Origin of the sequence: Vibrio sp. 11986-1-5 (genome assembly GCF_963878025.1) — a bacterium.
Lineage (GTDB): Bacteria > Pseudomonadota > Gammaproteobacteria > Enterobacterales > Vibrionaceae > Vibrio > Vibrio injensis.
The window spans coordinates 54,737-70,692 of sequence record NZ_CAWNVW010000050.1; the positions used below are offsets into that span (position 1 = coordinate 54,737).

12 protein-coding genes are annotated in these 15,956 nt (G+C 44.8%); 1 reads left to right on the plus strand and 11 read right to left on the minus strand.

Annotated elements, in window-relative coordinates; all coding sequences use genetic code 11:
• Nucleotides 1–59 precede the first annotated feature (59 nt).
• The 4 genes from AACS00_RS11870 to guaB form a co-directional block, all read right to left on the minus strand.
• Nucleotides 60–1,517: a BCCT family transporter gene (locus AACS00_RS11870; protein ID WP_110167548.1), complete on the minus strand. Its 1,458-nt coding sequence runs from the start codon at nucleotides 1,515–1,517 to the stop codon at nucleotides 60–62.
• Between the two features lie 261 nt (nucleotides 1,518–1,778).
• A complete protein-coding gene (locus AACS00_RS11875) occupies nucleotides 1,779–3,230 on the minus strand; it encodes a chitinase (RefSeq protein ID WP_110167549.1) in 1,452 nt (483 codons plus the stop codon).
• 234 nt (nucleotides 3,231–3,464) lie between these two features.
• On the minus strand, nucleotides 3,465–5,018 hold the full coding sequence (gene guaA / locus AACS00_RS11880; RefSeq protein ID WP_072668757.1) for a glutamine-hydrolyzing GMP synthase: 1,554 nt from the start codon (nucleotides 5,016–5,018) through the stop codon (nucleotides 3,465–3,467).
• Nucleotides 5,019–5,109: 91 nt separating this feature from the next.
• Nucleotides 5,110–6,573 carry an IMP dehydrogenase gene (gene guaB / locus AACS00_RS11885; protein ID WP_110167550.1) on the minus strand — a complete coding sequence of 488 codons (1,464 nt, stop codon included), beginning with the start codon at nucleotides 6,571–6,573 and terminating at the stop codon, nucleotides 5,110–5,112.
• Nucleotides 6,574–6,791: 218 nt separating this feature from the next.
• Between guaB and xseA the strand changes: the two genes are divergently transcribed.
• Nucleotides 6,792–8,114, plus strand: a complete 1,323-nt coding sequence (gene xseA, locus AACS00_RS11890; RefSeq protein WP_110167551.1) for an exodeoxyribonuclease VII large subunit — start codon at nucleotides 6,792–6,794, stop codon at nucleotides 8,112–8,114.
• A gap of 25 nt (nucleotides 8,115–8,139) precedes the next feature.
• On the opposite strand, the gene AACS00_RS11895 is transcribed toward xseA, so the two are convergent.
• The 7 genes from AACS00_RS11895 to AACS00_RS11925 form a co-directional block, all read right to left on the minus strand.
• Entirely contained in the window at nucleotides 8,140–8,361 is a 222-nt protein-coding gene (locus tag AACS00_RS11895; RefSeq protein ID WP_110167552.1) for a zinc ribbon domain-containing protein, read from the minus strand.
• 653 nt (nucleotides 8,362–9,014) lie between these two features.
• Nucleotides 9,015–10,505, minus strand: a complete 1,491-nt coding sequence (gene der / locus AACS00_RS11900; RefSeq protein ID WP_110167553.1) for a ribosome biogenesis GTPase Der — start codon at nucleotides 10,503–10,505, stop codon at nucleotides 9,015–9,017.
• Between the two features lie 171 nt (nucleotides 10,506–10,676).
• Nucleotides 10,677–11,837, minus strand: a complete 1,161-nt coding sequence (gene bamB / locus AACS00_RS11905) for an outer membrane protein assembly factor BamB (protein ID WP_110167554.1) — start codon at nucleotides 11,835–11,837, stop codon at nucleotides 10,677–10,679.
• 12 nt (nucleotides 11,838–11,849) lie between these two features.
• Complete coding sequence (locus AACS00_RS11910; protein WP_072668763.1) at nucleotides 11,850–12,464, minus strand: YfgM family protein; 615 nt, start codon at nucleotides 12,462–12,464, stop codon at nucleotides 11,850–11,852.
• 39 nt (nucleotides 12,465–12,503) lie between these two features.
• Entirely contained in the window at nucleotides 12,504–13,772 is a 1,269-nt protein-coding gene (gene hisS, locus AACS00_RS11915) for a histidine--tRNA ligase (protein ID WP_110167555.1), read from the minus strand.
• Nucleotides 13,773–13,796: 24 nt separating this feature from the next.
• Nucleotides 13,797–14,921 carry a flavodoxin-dependent (E)-4-hydroxy-3-methylbut-2-enyl-diphosphate synthase gene (gene ispG / locus AACS00_RS11920; RefSeq protein WP_110167556.1) on the minus strand — a complete coding sequence of 375 codons (1,125 nt, stop codon included), beginning with the start codon at nucleotides 14,919–14,921 and terminating at the stop codon, nucleotides 13,797–13,799.
• An 8-nt stretch (nucleotides 14,922–14,929) separates the two neighbouring features.
• Nucleotides 14,930–15,838 (minus strand): RodZ domain-containing protein, encoded by a 909-nt coding sequence (locus AACS00_RS11925; protein WP_110167557.1) that lies wholly within the window; start codon nucleotides 15,836–15,838, stop codon nucleotides 14,930–14,932.
• Nucleotides 15,839–15,956: the final 118 nt, after the last annotated feature.

The window sequence follows — 15,956 nt, forward strand, 5'->3', positions numbered from 1 at the left end:
TGGTCATCCGCCTATCTCTGCCCTCAATTAATACCGAGAATAACTCAGCTTAAGTTATTTTAGCCCTCTGGTTCAGCGGCTTGAGCTGAGGATGAGCCGCGAGTTAGCAAGGTAAAGCAAGCTTGTGCAATTAATACAAACGTAAACGGCAGTGCCCCTGCGATAGCAATCTGTTTATTGAGATCAACATCGTTAATCGTAACCAAGGCAATAGCTAAAGTGACCACAATCACTGACCAACTGATCTTGCTGGTCAAACGTTGATCATTGGTCAACATCCCAGCGGCATAGATAGCCGAGTCAGCACTTGAAATCACAAACGTCAGTAACAATACCAGCGCCACTATCGTCAATAGATTACTCGCCGGAAGATGAGAGAAGAACACGAATAAGCCTTTGGTGTAATCATCACTCACTGCTGTGATCACTTCTTGTAGATAAAGGCTATCAAATATTGCGCCAGCAAAACCGGAAAACCACAAAACAGAAGCAAGTGTCGGAATAAGCACGGTACAACATAAAAATTGTCGAATGCTTCGTCCGCGACTAATACGAGCAATAAATGGCCCAACAAACGGCGTCCACGCTATCCACCAGACCAGATAAATCACCGTCCAATTTTGACTCCAGCTTTTATTTTCTCCCAGAGCACCAAGCGAAACTTGCGGCAAAATGTTGATATAGGTGACTAAATAACTTAATAGGCGCTGAATAACCGCTAAGGTATCAACGTAAACGAATACCACGGCAAATAAAATCAACATCAACAAAACGTTAAAACGGCTGAGTTGTTTAATGCCCTTTTGTAATCCTAGTGCACTTGATGCAGTAAATAACACGCCAAGTAATACCGTTAAACCAATACGAAATATGGTTAAATCTCCTTGATAACCACTAACACTACGTATCCCTTGCTCAACCAGCGCCATGGTATTGGCCAACACACCAGCAATGCCAAATAAAATCGCCAATACTGCGATTAAATCAATGATAGCTAGCCAACCAGCTTTTTGATGGCCGATAAAAGACGCACTGACTCGCATCGGTCTTTTTTGTACATAAGCCAGCCACGCCATCATTAACCCAGCGAGCGCATACAAACTCCAAGCATGAATTCCCCAGTGAAAATAAGTTAAGGCTAAAGCGAGATCTTTTTGATCGCCTTGATAATCGATACTTGGCAGATGATTAAAATGGAAAATCGGCTCCGCAACGCCCCAAAAAATTAACCCCGAACCCATCCCGGTGGTAAATAGCATGATTAACCACGTCGTAAAAGAAAACTCTGGCTGACCATCACCGAGTGTTTTTTTACCGATTGGGCTTAAACAAAGTACGACGCACAAGACAACAGCCAAGCTGGAAAGAAGGATAATTTGATCGTCAAACTGCTCAATACTCCATTGGGTTAATTGAGCAAGTTTAGCCACGCTGATGCTAGGAAAAGCGACAAAAAAAACCGCAATCAAAGCGGCAAAAAAAATCAGGCGGTGGGAAGGTTGTGGTAAAAAAGTCATGATTATCAGGTATCAGTCAGTCAATCGGCATAACCTAGTACGCGATTAATTCGCTAATAGGTCATCAGAAACCATTGCTAAGTACGATCCCAAAACCATGCTGAGAGTATACAAAAACCGTGGCATATATTGACTTAGCTTAACACAGTTTATTTTCATTTTTGTAACCTTGATGCTCCTCTCCTGCCCTTTATCGAGAAAATCAGCAGGCAATATGAGTTAATCCATATCGCCTGCTGCTTTAAAGATAACGCTATTTATCTAGGGCTGTGTAATCGCTATCCAAGGATCACCCGCCGTTGGTACATCACCTTGCGACCACCATTTCGCTTGATATACCGCACCTTGATAAGTCACGAGATCACCAGCATAGTAAACTTTACTGGCTTGCCATAGCTCTGTTCCTTCAACCGGTGGCTCATCTGGCTGTTCAGGCTCGGTTGACTCTAATTGTTCCACCACTCGTACTTTAGGCCAACTGGCGTGAGACTGATAATAGTTGGTCACACACTTTTCATAATCACCTTCAACCAGAGCTGAATAGGCGGTTTGAAAGCCGACTAAATTACACTCAAAAGAGTAACCACCGGGACGATCAGGATAATAACGCCAATTGCCGTCCCAATTGGTGTAAAGGACATCCGTTGCACCATTCAAATTTAAACTGCCATAAGGCGTTTGTTGCCAACAAGTATTCAGCTCATCAGTTTCAATCGGGATCTGATAATGCTCAGCCAAACCTTCCCAATAACGAATCCGGTTAACCGGCTGACCTTTATCTTTGTTTTGCTCGCCACACTCAATTCCACCATTAATGACATTGATGGTGGTACCAAATCCATAACCAATTCCTGCATCGATTTCACGCTGAGAAGGCGTCCAAGTACGGTCGATAACGTGCAACATTGCTGGTTTAGGTGCTTGAGGGGTTAAAAAGAACCAAATCGCAGAAGCGAGGTTAAGCCAAGAGTCCGCGACTAATCCGGGATTATTCAATAATACAGAAGCATCCCCATCAAACATCACTTCGGAAAAAGCACCGTAGTTAAAATGATAAGAAAGCTGTTTGGCACCACGACCAAAATAGCCTTGACCATCACCACACGGCCATTTCCGGTTTTGCCAGTCATATTGTCCACATCCTGTGGTATAACCAAGTTGCCCTTCCGACCAGCCCATTTCCCGAACATGGACAAGCGCTTGCTGCCACTCTTCCAGTCCGAGTGGATTATCAGAAATATTATCTTTCGCAATATGGCCCCCGGTCTCTTGAGCAAAATGTGCAAAAGCCGTGATCACCGACTTTTTACAAATAGCATCGGCATCACGTCCATCATCATAATCACCACAAAAGGCGGGGAACTTGCCGATAGCTCTTAAAAATCGAGTATAGGTGTATTCAGGTGCGGCCATATGAGTGAGGAAATTCCATTCATGCTCAGGAAAAACCCGCTCTACTCGCTTCACATTGTCTGGATTACTCACCAACCCCGGTTCAATACTTTCGACTAAACTATTGGGTGCTGTTCGTAAAGCTTGTGACCAAATCGCATACATAGGGTCAGCCGTTTTTTGCTGCTCAATGGCTTGTAGCTCAGCACGAGATACCACGTACCCAGAGCTATCGAGAGGATCGACTTGAATCGTCATTGCATAACTTGGCAGTGCACAAATAAGGCTCACCCAACAGGCCGTTTTATTGAGTATGAACATGAAAAAATCCCTCTTATTGATAAACACCACTTTAGGATAGAGGCTATTCATCTGCTTTTAAGCAAAAACCAATGATGATAAGACGGTTTTGCGAGGCACTAGCGATCATCCTGCGTCCATACTGTATCGTGACATTTTTCTTGGAAGCACCACGACAAATGTGACCCAATAAAAAAACCTCAGGCAGAACCTGAGGTTTGATAAACAATAAATTCAAAAGCTAAAGCTTGAAAATTATTCCCACTCAATAGTCGCGGGTGGCTTACCGGAGATGTCATACACCACGCGAGAAATACCACTCACTTCATTGATAATGCGGTTGGAAACCTTACCCAAAAATTCATAAGGTAAGTGAGCCCAATGGGCAGTCATGAAATCGATCGTTTCTACTGCGCGTAGTGATACAACCCAGTCGTATTTACGGCCATCACCCATGACACCAACAGAGCGCACGGGTAAGAAAACGGTAAACGCTTGCGACACTTTATTGTACAAATCGGCATTGTGCAGCTCTTCAATAAAGATAGCGTCAGCACGACGTAGCAAATCGCAATACTCTTTCTTCACTTCACCGAGAACACGCACGCCAAGACCTGGTCCTGGGAATGGGTGGCGGTATAGCATGTCATAAGGTAGACCTAACTCAAGACCGATTTTACGTACTTCGTCTTTAAACAATTCACGTAATGGTTCCACTAAGCCCATTTCCATATCATCTGGTAAACCACCGACGTTATGGTGTGATTTTATCACATGCGCCTTACCGGTCTTAGAGGCCGCTGACTCAATCACATCTGGATAAATCGTGCCTTGTGCTAACCATTTAGCGTTTTTCAGTTTCTTGGCTTGCTCATCAAAAACATCAACAAACACATGACCGATGGTTTTACGTTTGTCTTCTGGATCTGCTTTGCCTTCTAAGGCTGATAGGAAGCGCTCTTCAGCATCAACTTTAATGATGTTTAGGCCAAATTTATTGCCAAACATATCCATCACTTGCTGACCTTCGTTCAAACGTAGCAAACCGTTATCGACGAATACACAAGTCAATTTATCGCCAATCGCACGGTGTACCAACATCGCAACAACCGATGAATCCACCCCACCAGATAGACCAAGGATCACTTCATCGTCACCAACTTGCTCTTTAATTCGCGCTACAGCATCTTCAATGATCGATTCAGAAGTCCATAGTCGCTCACAGCCACAAATATCGAGTACAAAGTTCTCGAGCATTTTCAGGCCATTTTTAGTGTGGGTGACTTCTGGGTGGAACTGCACTCCGTAGTATTTCTTCTCTTCATTGGCCATGGCTGCGTATGGGCAAGTCTCGGTTTCACCAATTTTTACGAAGTCTGCTGGGATCTCAACGACCTTATCACCGTGGCTCATCCACACATCTTGAGTGGCTTCAAGCTCTTTAAATAAGGCTGACTGGCCTGAAACATTAACTTGTGCGTAGCCAAATTCACGCTCAGTGGAAGTTGCCACGCGGCCACCCAACTGCTCGGCCATGGTTTGCATGCCATAGCACACACCAAATACCGGCACGCCTGAATCAAATACATATTGAGGTGCGCGAGGTGAGTTAAGCTCAGTTACGCTTTCAGGGCCACCAGACAGAATAATGCCGTCTGGGTTAAATTCGCGAATGTCCGCTTCTTCGACATCCCAGCTCCATAACTCACAGTAAACACCAATTTCACGTACACGACGGGCAACTAATTGAGTGTATTGTGAGCCAAAGTCTAAAATAAGGATTCGTTGATCATGAATATTCTTGGTCATAGTTAAGCAGTCTTATCAGCTAAATTAACAAACGGAGGCGAGTCTACTCGCCTCTCTGAGTGGCATCAAGGAAAAAAGCAAACGTTTACGTTTAGCTCATCCGATAGTTAGGCGCTTCTTTAGAAATTTGCACATCATGTACGTGCGACTCTTTCATACCCGCTCCAGAGATACGTACAAACTGTGCTTTGGTGCGCAACGTTTCAATATCTTGTGAGCCAGTCAAGCCCATGCACGAACGTAAACCGCCCATCTGCTGATGAACAATCTCTTTTAATAGGCCTTTGTAAGCGATACGGCCTTCGATGCCTTCTGGAACCAATTTGTCTGCTGCATTATCGGTTTGGAAGTAACGATCAGAAGAGCCTTTTGACATCGCACCTAGCGATCCCATACCACGATAAGCTTTGTAAGAACGGCCTTGATAGAGAATAACTTCACCCGGCGCTTCTTCGGTGCCAGCAAACATGGAGCCAACCATAACGCAAGATGCGCCTGCAGCAATGGCTTTAGAAATATCGCCCGAGAAACGAATACCACCATCAGCGATCACTGGAATACCGTATTGATTAGCGACTTCTGCAGCATCAGCAATGGCGGTGACCTGTGGCACACCAACACCAGTGACGATACGAGTAGTACAAATAGAACCAGGGCCAATGCCCACTTTAACCGCGCTAACGCCGGCTTCAATCAATGCTCGCGCACCTTCGGCGGTCGCCACGTTGCCACCAATAATATCTAGATCAGGGTAAGCGGCGCGCGTTTCACGAATTCGTTGTAGTACGCCTTCTGAGTGACCATGAGACGAGTCAATCAACAAGACATCAACCCCGGCTTCAACTAGGGCTTTAACGCGTTCTTCATTACCTGGCGCAGCACCTACGGCAGCGCCTACACGTAGACGACCTTGAGCATCTTTACAAGCGTTTGGCTTGCTTTCCGCTTTGTGGAAGTCTTTGGCGGTGATCATGCCTTTTAATTGAAACTCATCATTAACCACCAAAATTTTCTCAACGCGCGCTTTATGCATCCGCTCTTGAACTTCTTGGCCTGAAGCGCCCTCTTTTACCGTCGCGAGACGATCTTTCGGAGTCATCACATCAGAAACTAACTTAGTTAAATCGGTTACAAAGCGCACGTCGCGCCCAGTTATGATTCCAACCAGTTCATTATTTTCAGACACCACAGGGAAGCCAGCAAAACCGTGTTTCTCGGTTAATGCACGCACATCGGCAATCGTTGCCTGAGGGCGAACGGTAACCGGATGAGTCACCACGCCCGCTTCAAAGATTTTTACTTGATGAACTTGTTCCGCTTGCTGTTCTATCGACATATTTTTGTGGATAAAACCAAGACCACCCTCTTGGGCAAGTGCGATTGCTAGGCGAGCTTCTGTTACTGTATCCATAGACGCAGAAATCATAGGGATATTGAGCGTAATGTTTTTGGTAAGTCGAGTGCGAAGATCGGCTGTATTGGGGAGAACAGTAGAGTGTGCAGGGACGAGGAGAACATCGTCGAAGGTCAGAGCTTCTTTAGCAATTCTTAGCATTTGCAATATCTCACAACGTGAAGGTTAAGAGTAGTAAATCGCTTTATCGTTTCGCGTAATAAAGAGATTTAGATTTGATATTGCGGTCGGATTATACGCCCAGAGCAATCGCTTGACCACTCATTTTTTAATTTTTTATTTGCAATTACCCCCTTGATATGTATTATATTGCCGCTAATTTCCATACTTATGTCTGGCCAAATTAGCGGTGCCCTCCTTTGACTAATCCAAATATCTACACAGTTTCACGTCTTAATGCTGAAGTAAGATTATTACTTGAAAATGAAATGGGCATCGTCTGGTTAATCGGTGAAATTTCTAACTTCTCTGCCCCTGTATCCGGTCATTGGTATTTGACCCTCAAAGACAGCCGCGCTCAAGTCAAATGCGCGATGTTCAAAGGCAATAATCGCTCAGTTTCTTTTAAGCCGCAAAATGGTCAACAAGTGCTAGTCAAGGCTAGACTTTCCTTGTATGAGCCGCGTGGTGATTATCAAATTATCATTGAAAGCATGCAGCCTGAAGGCGATGGACGACTACAACAAGAGTTTGAACAACTGAAAATGCAACTGGCCGCAGAAGGGTTATTTGCGCAATCACTCAAAAAGCCCCTGCCAGAACACCCGCGCTGTGTGGGCGTGATTACCTCAAAAACCGGAGCGGCCTTACACGATATTTTGCAGGTGTTGAAACGCCGCGATCCGAGCTTACCCGTTATTATTTATCCGACCCTAGTGCAAGGTAGTGAAGCAGCAATCAGTATTGCTCAAGCCATTGGCTGTGCGAATTCGCGCGCCGAATGTGATGTGTTGATCGTCGGCCGCGGCGGCGGCTCACTGGAAGATCTGTGGTGCTTTAACCATGAAATTGTCGCCAGAACGATAGCAGCAAGTCAAATCCCGATCATTAGCGCTGTCGGCCATGAAATCGATGTGACTATTGCTGACTTTGTCGCCGATATGCGCGCACCGACACCTTCTGCAGCGGCTGAAATGGTCAGTCGAGATAATAGCCATAAAAAGGTCGCCTTTAGCAACCAGCAACAGCAGTTAACCAATAGTATCCGCTATTATTTTTCTCGCCAGAAAAGTCATTTGCAGCAGTTACAGCATCGACTGGATAAGCAGCACCCAGCTCATCGCCTACAGCGACAACGCCAACAAATTGATGACCTTAGCATGCAATTAACACAAGCGATGCAGCGACGTTTAACTTCGCAAACTAAAGCGCTCAATCAACAACAACATCGTTTGCAGCTACACTCACCAGAAAAACTGCTTAACACACAAAAGCATCAATTAATGCTGAGTCAGCACCAATTGCGTAAAGCAATGGAGCGCCAGTTACTCGAGGCCGAGCATCGTTATGCGCGCTTAGTGGATAAACTCAATACCGTCAGTCCACTCGCTACCCTTTCTCGCGGTTACTCGATTACTCAAAATGAACGCGGTGAAGTGATCCACAGCCAAGATCAAGTGCAAACTGGCGAAATCATTGTCACCCGCTTAGCACAGGGTGAAATTAGCGCTACAGTCAATTAATCATCATCAGCAAACATTGAGCTGGTTACTGCGCTTTGACAAATTCAATTCGAATACGTGATTTAGACTTAAGTTCGTTACACGAATGACAAAAATAATTCGCTGCTCCGCAAGCCTGAAGTTTTTCCAAGACAGCGGCACAATCTGGGCAATAAGCCATTTTTGTATAATTCACATCACACTGTGCACAGTAATAACGACCACTCCAAAGCAATTCATGTGAACATTGCGGACAACGTGTTTCCATCGCTGTTTTCCTTATTGATTATGATTACTCGGCGACAACTCTACCTAGCCGCTGAAAAAATCGTGGGTAACTCTAATTAGTCAGCAAGTGAACGAAGGTAGCAAGCACCACAGCAGCTTCAAGTAAAAAAGGGATTACCTAGAAAAGTAGGCGGCTAAAAGACATCGAGCGCTTTTTTCTTCAAATCACAACGCACCAGCGATCATACCGTCAAGTTCTCGATAGAACAAATCAGTCATTACCAATGTCAGCCCATCCATCTATTTACATAAAATCACGTGAATAGCCCCACTTGCTGCGCTTTGGGATCTATCATGGATCTTTTGCTTTATCTACCTTGATCAGCGATCTACCATAAAAAGAACATTTATATCACCACACACCGAAAGCATAAGTTACATATTCTGCATTTGGATTTTAAACAGATTAAAAATCTAAACATGTTAATTAAAAAACGAAATAATGAAATTTAATAAAAAGATCATTATCACTTATTATCGCTCATAGGATCCTATTTTGAGCATAACATAGCGCAATACTCAGAATTAAACGTTAGTTAGTCGGGCAATAAACAACCAGTAAAATACTGTAATGAAAAAGAATAAAAAAGCCCAAGCTATGGGCTTGGGCTTTTATAAAATATCAGTATCAGTCTATTTTCGACGATCTTTTACCATAGTCATTAAACGCTTACGTTTACGTTCCTGAGACAACGTCATCTTATTGATTTTGTTCTCAAACGGGTTTTCGCTGCTTTGGAACTGAATCCGGATTGGTGTCCCCATGATTTCTAATGATTTCCGGTAATAATTCATTAGGTAACGCTTATAAGAATGAGGTAACTCATTCACTTGGTTACCATGAATAACGATGATTGGTGGATTGTAGCCACCCGCGTGAGCGTATTTCAATTTAACGCGTCGACCACGAATCAATGGTGGCTGGTGATCATCAGTCGCCATTTTCATGATACGAGTTAATACTGAAGTTCCCACTCGTGTCGTTGCAGAACGATAAGCTTCTTGCACCGACTCAAAAAGATGTCCGACACCAGTACCATGTAGGGCTGAGATAAAATGGATACGAGCAAAATCAACAAACCCTAAGCGGCGATCTAACTCTTTTTTAACGCGCTCTTTGGTATCATTGCTTAAGCCATCCCATTTGTTGATCGCTATGACCACAGAACGCCCAGCATTTAAGGTAAAACCGAGTAAACTTAAATCTTGGTCGGAGATATTTTCGCGAGCATCGATCACTAACAACACAACGTTAGCATCTTCTATCGCTTTTAGCGTTTTGACGACAGAAAATTTTTCTACCGTTTCATTGATACTTTTGCGACGGCGAACACCCGCGGTATCAATCAAAACATACTCACGATCATCACGCTGCATTGGAATATAAATCGAGTCGCGTGTAGTGCCGGGCATATCATAAACCACAACCCGTTCCTCGCCTAAAATACGGTTTGTCAGTGTTGATTTACCAACATTAGGCCGACCAATAATAGCCAGTTTAATCGGTTGATCTTGTAACCGTTTAAATTCTGCTTCCGCTTCTTCTTCGGTATATTCCAACTGCTCGGGTTCATCAGTATCCACAAACTCTGTCAGATCTTCTAGACTCTGTAGTTCTTCGTTCATCTGCTCAGCAAGTGGATTCAACGCACGATCGATCAGAACAGCAACGCCTCGGCCATGAGCTGCGGCAATTTGGTACATCTGCGATCCCATCCCGAGCTGCCAAAATTCAGCACAGGCCGCATCAGCATCAATACCGTCGACTTTATTCACAACCAAAATTGCGTTTTTCTCAATACGGCGTAAATGCTGAGCAATAGCTTCATCGGCGGAAGTTAACCCAGCACGACCATCAACCATAAATAACACGACGTCCGCTTCATCGATCGCCGCCAATGATTGTTGAGCCATTTTGGTTTCAACGCCTTCTTCTGTACCATCAATACCACCGGTATCAATCACGATGAATTCGTTTTCACCTAATTTTGCTTGGCCATATTTTCTGTCGCGGGTTAAACCGGGGAAGTCCGCTACCAGTGCATCTCGTGTACGGGTGAGCCGGTTAAATAGCGTCGATTTACCTACATTGGGACGCCCAACAAGAGCAACAACAGGTATCATAACAACCTCAATAATAATTCTTTCTTATGTAATTATACTCAAATGATTTTGCTACTCGGTACTAAAGTTTAGTATGACAAACACATTTGGGTATACAAACTCAAGGTTTATTGCAGCAAAACGGCCCCTAGCTGTATACAGCCAGGAGCCGAATGTGAATTATATCACGATTTATTGAGTGATAGTCAGTTTCTTTATTTTACCATCTCGCGAGATAATCAAGTAACCATCGTCAAGCGCAAGAGGACCGACAGCAAAACCGCTTTTGCTGACGAATTGTTGAGCAACAAATTCACCACTATTGCGATCCAACCAGTGAAGATACCCTTCACTATCACCAACGACCAAATAGCCATCAATCAATTTCGGTGCTGTTAATAAACGATGCTCTAGCTGACTATTCTGCCATAGCTCCGTACCACTGCGAGCATCAACGGCAACAACATGATCTTTATCCGTGACTAAAAACAGACGGCGACCATCACTAGCCATATCAGTCGTTGATGAATAATTGCGTTTCCATACCGCACTACCGGAACGCAAATCAATCGAAATCAACTGCCCGTTAAAACCGATGGCATAGAGATTAGCTCCGATGATCAACGGAGCGGCATCGACATCCACCAAGCGATCAATTTCAGTGGCACCTTGCGGCTGTCCTATCGGTTGTTGCCAAATTAATTGGCCACGCTCAATAATCGCCGCAGCGAGACGGCCGTTAGACGTCCCCCAAAAAACACCACCAGAAGCAGTCACTGGCCGACTATCGCCACGTAAGGTTAAACTTGGCACCTCAGTACTGATAGTCCATTTTTGAGCACCATTAGTACTGTCTAACGCAAGCAATATGCCTCGGCTGGTATTGACAATCACTAGGTTACTGTCTGTCGCAACCGAAGCCAGTACTTCACCGGCTACGTCAGCTCGCCAATTCAGCTCGCCCGTTTCCGCATCTAAAGCTAATACTTGACCGTTTTCACTGCCAATAAACAGCTGATTGTAAGCCGCAACAATGCCTCCAGATAAACGAGCTGGCATATCTTGTCTTACATTAACACGCCATAATGTTTTCCCATCATTGGGATCAAGTGCTTTTACTTCACCGTCACGACTGGCGACAAATACTTTGCCATAAGCGTATTCAGGAGTCAGATTAGAGAAAAAATGACCGACTCCCCGACCAACCGAATTACTCCAAATGGGTTGAGGCGTAAATTCACTACTCACACTGGGTAGTGGAGCCATAATGATATTTTCTTCTTCCCCAGCACATCCGCCTAACAAACCGATTACGGCCGCAGACAAAAGCACTTTGTTGAATATTTTTTTCATCAACAGATGCCCTTATCTGGCTAGATCATCAAGTTTCAGTTGCAATGTCTGGCTAGCATTACTCGATTGTTGAGCTTGTGAATAGGCTGCATAAGCCGCGTCTTTATCTCCTTTACGTAATGCTATATCACCACGTAATTCAGCGACACGCGCAGCCCAACTGGCCTCAGTAATCGTTGTTAGTTCAGCTAGAGCGGCATCAAATTGTTGCTGTTCGGCCTGTAAACGTGCAATGCGAAATGCGATCACAGGTGTTAATGCCGCGTCTTTCGTGGACTTCTTAGCCCATTCAAGTTGTGCTAACGCCTCATCAAACTGTCCAGCATCAGCTTGTGCTTTAGCAAGCTGCATCGCCGCTAAAACGGCATACTCCGATTTCTGATGATTATCGATAAAATGCTGTAAATCAGACTCAGCTTGCGCCCCTTTAGCTGAAAAGTTAGCGATTGCTTTGCTATACGTTTCAGACGTTGTTTCTTGACCTGTCGTGGTTGAATGTTGGTAATAACGCCATCCAAACAAACCGCCAAGACCAAGCACAGCACCAAGGAGAACGGCCTTACCATTCTCTTTCCACCAATCTTTGATCGCTTCAACTTGTTGTTCTTCGGTATCGTAGAGTTCCACTTCCTGTCCTCTTAAATAAGAAATCTCAAAAACGTGCGTTTAAACGAGATGAGCCAATTGGCTAGCAATGTCAGTTTGAGATAACGTGGTTTGTTGACCACCAAGTAAATCTTTTAGTACTACGGTTTTTTCAGCGATCTCGTCTTCACCAAGTACCAGAGCCACCGCAGCACCGACTTTATCTGCGCGTTTAAATTGTTTTTTGAAGTTACCACCGCCACAGTGGTTCATCACGCGTAAACCTGGAACTTGCTCACGCAACTGTTCCGCAAGCTTCATACCTGCCATGGTGGTACCTTCACCAGCGGTGACAATATAAACGTCTACGCTACGCCGCACGTCTGTATTACCTAGGGTTTCCATCATCAATACCAGACGCTCAAGCCCCATAGCAAAACCAACAGCCGGAGTCGCTTTCCCTCCAAGCTGTTCAACCAAGCCGTCATAACGTCCACCGCCACACACGGTGCCTTGTGAGCCTAAGCTTTCTGTTATCCATTCAAAAACCGTTCGATTGTAATAATCTAATCCACGCACTAAACGTTGATTAACGGTGTATTCGATACCTGCCGCGTCAAGAAGTTCACACAAACCGCTAAAATGTTGTTTCGACTCGGCATCTAAGTAGTCGGCCAATTCGGGCGCATCACCAAGTATCGCTTGAACGTCTGGATTTTTACTATCCAGAACACGCAATGGATTGGTATACATGCGACGTTTGCAATCTTCATCTAATACATCTTGATGTCGCTCTAAATACTCAATCAATGCACTGCGATAATCAGCGCGAGCCGCCAATGAACCAATCGAATTAAGCTCTAGTCGCACATGCTCAGCAATGCCAAGTTCACGCCATAGCCGTGCTGTCATCATGATCAGCTCTGCATCAACATCTGGCCCATCGATACCAAATACTTCAACGCCACATTGATGGAACTGACGATAACGACCTTTCTGAGGACGCTCATGACGGAACATTGGTCCGATATACCATAAACGCTGCTCTTGATTGTACAGCAACCCATGTTCAATTCCGGCACGAACGCAACCGGCTGTTCCTTCAGGACGAAGGCTTAAGCTATCGCCATTACGATCCGCAAACGTATACATCTCTTTTTCGACCACATCGGTCACTTCACCAATAGCACGGCTAAAAAGTGGCGTCATTTCAACGATAGGCATACGCACTTCGCTATAGCCATAGGCACTAACGACATTTTTAACTGCGTTCTCCACTTTTTGCCAAAGTGGAGATTGAGTAGGGAGGCAGTCGTTCATGCCTCGAATTGCTTGAATAGTCTTTGCCAAAATATTTACCGTAATATCGTGAGGTTAATCTTGCTCGATTTGCTGAATAGCAATACGATTTTTCGTGTCTAATTGAGCCGCTTTTGAGCGGATTCTAGCTTCGAGCTGAGCAACGAGATCATCGTTATCAAAGCGCTCTTTCTGACGAACACCATCTTCGTAGAAAGCACTTTTTTTATTACTGCCAGCCAATCCTAAGTGAGAGACTTCCGCTTCACCAGGGCCATTGACAACACAACCAATGATCGAGACATCCATTGGAGTTAACACATCTTCTAAACGCTGCTCAAGTGCGTTGACCGTACTTATCACATCAAATTCCTGACGAGAACAACTTGGACAAGCGATAAAATTGATCCCACGAGAGCGAATACGCAGTGATTTCAGAATATCAAAACCGACTTTAATCTCTTCAACAGGATCGGCTGCTAAAGAAATCCGTAACGTGTCACCAATACCTTCTGCTAATAGCATTCCTAAGCCAACAGCCGATTTAACAGCCCCCGCTCGGGCACCACCCGCTTCGGTGATCCCTAAATGAAGAGGTTGATCAATTTGTTTGGCCAGTAAGCGATAAGAATCCACTGCTAGAAACACATCCGAAGCTTTGACACTGACTTTGAATTGATCAAAGTTTAGTCTGTCGAGAATATCGACATGGCGCATCGCAGATTCAACCAAAGCTTCGGGTGTTGGTTCGCCATATTTAAGCTGCAGATCTTTTTCTAATGAACCACCATTAACACCAATTCGAATCGGAATGCCTTTATCACGAGCACAGTCAACGACCGAGCGAATCCGAGCTTCATTACCGATATTGCCAGGGTTAATCCGTAAACAATCAACACCATACTCGGCCACTTTTAAAGCGATTCGATAGTCAAAATGAATATCTGCCACTAAAGGAATCGAGACCTGTTGCTTAATTAACTTGAATGCTTCAGCAGCATCCATAGTAGGAACCGAGACACGGACAATATCTGCGCCCACTTTCTCCAACGCTTTTATTTGAGCGACGGTAGCAGCCACATCTGTGGTTCTGGTGTTGGTCATGGATTGTACGGCGATAGGCGCGCCATCGCCAATAGGTACGTTACCCACATAAATACGTGTAGAGGGGCGACGCTTAATAGGAGACTTGTGTTGCATAATTTCGTCTAAGGTAAGGTGAATCTAGCTACTCTGCCTGAAGTATACCCAGAAAGGTCGACAGGTTCACTCGCAAATGTGACAGAAACACCTTCTGGTGCTCCAAGAATGACACTAATTGGGGTTTCACCACGCACATTGACCGATTGACCGGCTTTTTTAACGCCAGTAGACAATGTTTTGCCTGTGGCATCTTTAACTTGAATCCAACAGTCGGCGCTAAAAGTCATGCTCAGTAAATTACTCTCGTCAGCGTTGACAGGAGTATTTTCTGTCACTGCGGATGTGATGGATGGCTCAACCTCTAAAACAGGCTCAACAGCACTGTCGTTAACGGATTCGCTTTCTGATTGCTCGGCAACTGAGGCATCGTTATCAGCAGTAAGCTCACTGACCGTCGGCAACTGATCTAAAACTGGATCGACCGTTGCTGAAGGACGCTGGCTATTTTGCTCAGTAATCAGTGAGCTGCGCTCACTCGACGACGTGAGATTATTGTGTTGGTTATTCTGCCACCACCAGAGTGATGACATACCAATAATCACCAATACAATAACCCAAGTGATCAACATGATACGGCTATCGTGCTGATCACGCTTGGTTTTTTTAGAAAAACTTTGCATCTTCTGCTCTTGAGGCTCAATCACATAGTGCACCTCATAAGCTTCGACGACTTCAGCAGCCGAAAGTCCGACGGCTTTAGCATAAGAACGCAGATAGCCACGAGTAAAGGTGGCCACTAAATCAGAGTCGAATTGGTTATCTTCAATATTGCGAATAATCGCTACCCGCAACCGTAAGCGATCAGCCACTTGCTTTTGACTCAGCCCTAAAGCTTCTCGTTTGAGCTTAAGCAGTGTGCCGGGTTGTTGAACGTTCGGCGTTTCTTCAACGATGGTCTCTTGTTGTGTATTCATCCGCGCTATCAATCTCTTTTATTCGTGTTCGAGCCGAAGCCTACGCTGTTATTTTTGTCTCTATTCGTTAGTCGCGTTTAGGTTCTCAGGGCTCCAACAGGGAAAATGGTTTCATCCA

Bases quoted from the DNA above. Each gene is read 5' to 3' on its own strand.
- guaB (WP_110167550.1), bottom strand. From the start codon at position 6,573: ATGCTAAGAATTGCTAAAGAAGCTCTGACCTTCGACGATGTTCTCCTC.
- ispG (WP_110167556.1), bottom strand. From the start codon at position 14,921: ATGCAACACAAGTCTCCTATTAAGCGTCGCCCCTCTACACGTATTTAT.
- bamB (WP_110167554.1), bottom strand. From the start codon at position 11,837: ATGAAAAAAATATTCAACAAAGTGCTTTTGTCTGCGGCCGTAATCGGT.
- der (WP_110167553.1), bottom strand. From the start codon at position 10,505: ATGATACCTGTTGTTGCTCTTGTTGGGCGTCCCAATGTAGGTAAATCG.
- AACS00_RS11895 (WP_110167552.1), bottom strand. From the start codon at position 8,361: ATGGAAACACGTTGTCCGCAATGTTCACATGAATTGCTTTGGAGTGGT.
- AACS00_RS11925 (WP_110167557.1), bottom strand. From the start codon at position 15,838: ATGAATACACAACAAGAGACCATCGTTGAAGAAACGCCGAACGTTCAA.
- guaA (WP_072668757.1), bottom strand. From the start codon at position 5,018: ATGACCAAGAATATTCATGATCAACGAATCCTTATTTTAGACTTTGGC.
- AACS00_RS11875 (WP_110167549.1), bottom strand. From the start codon at position 3,230: ATGTTCATACTCAATAAAACGGCCTGTTGGGTGAGCCTTATTTGTGCA.
- AACS00_RS11870 (WP_110167548.1), bottom strand. From the start codon at position 1,517: ATGACTTTTTTACCACAACCTTCCCACCGCCTGATTTTTTTTGCCGCT.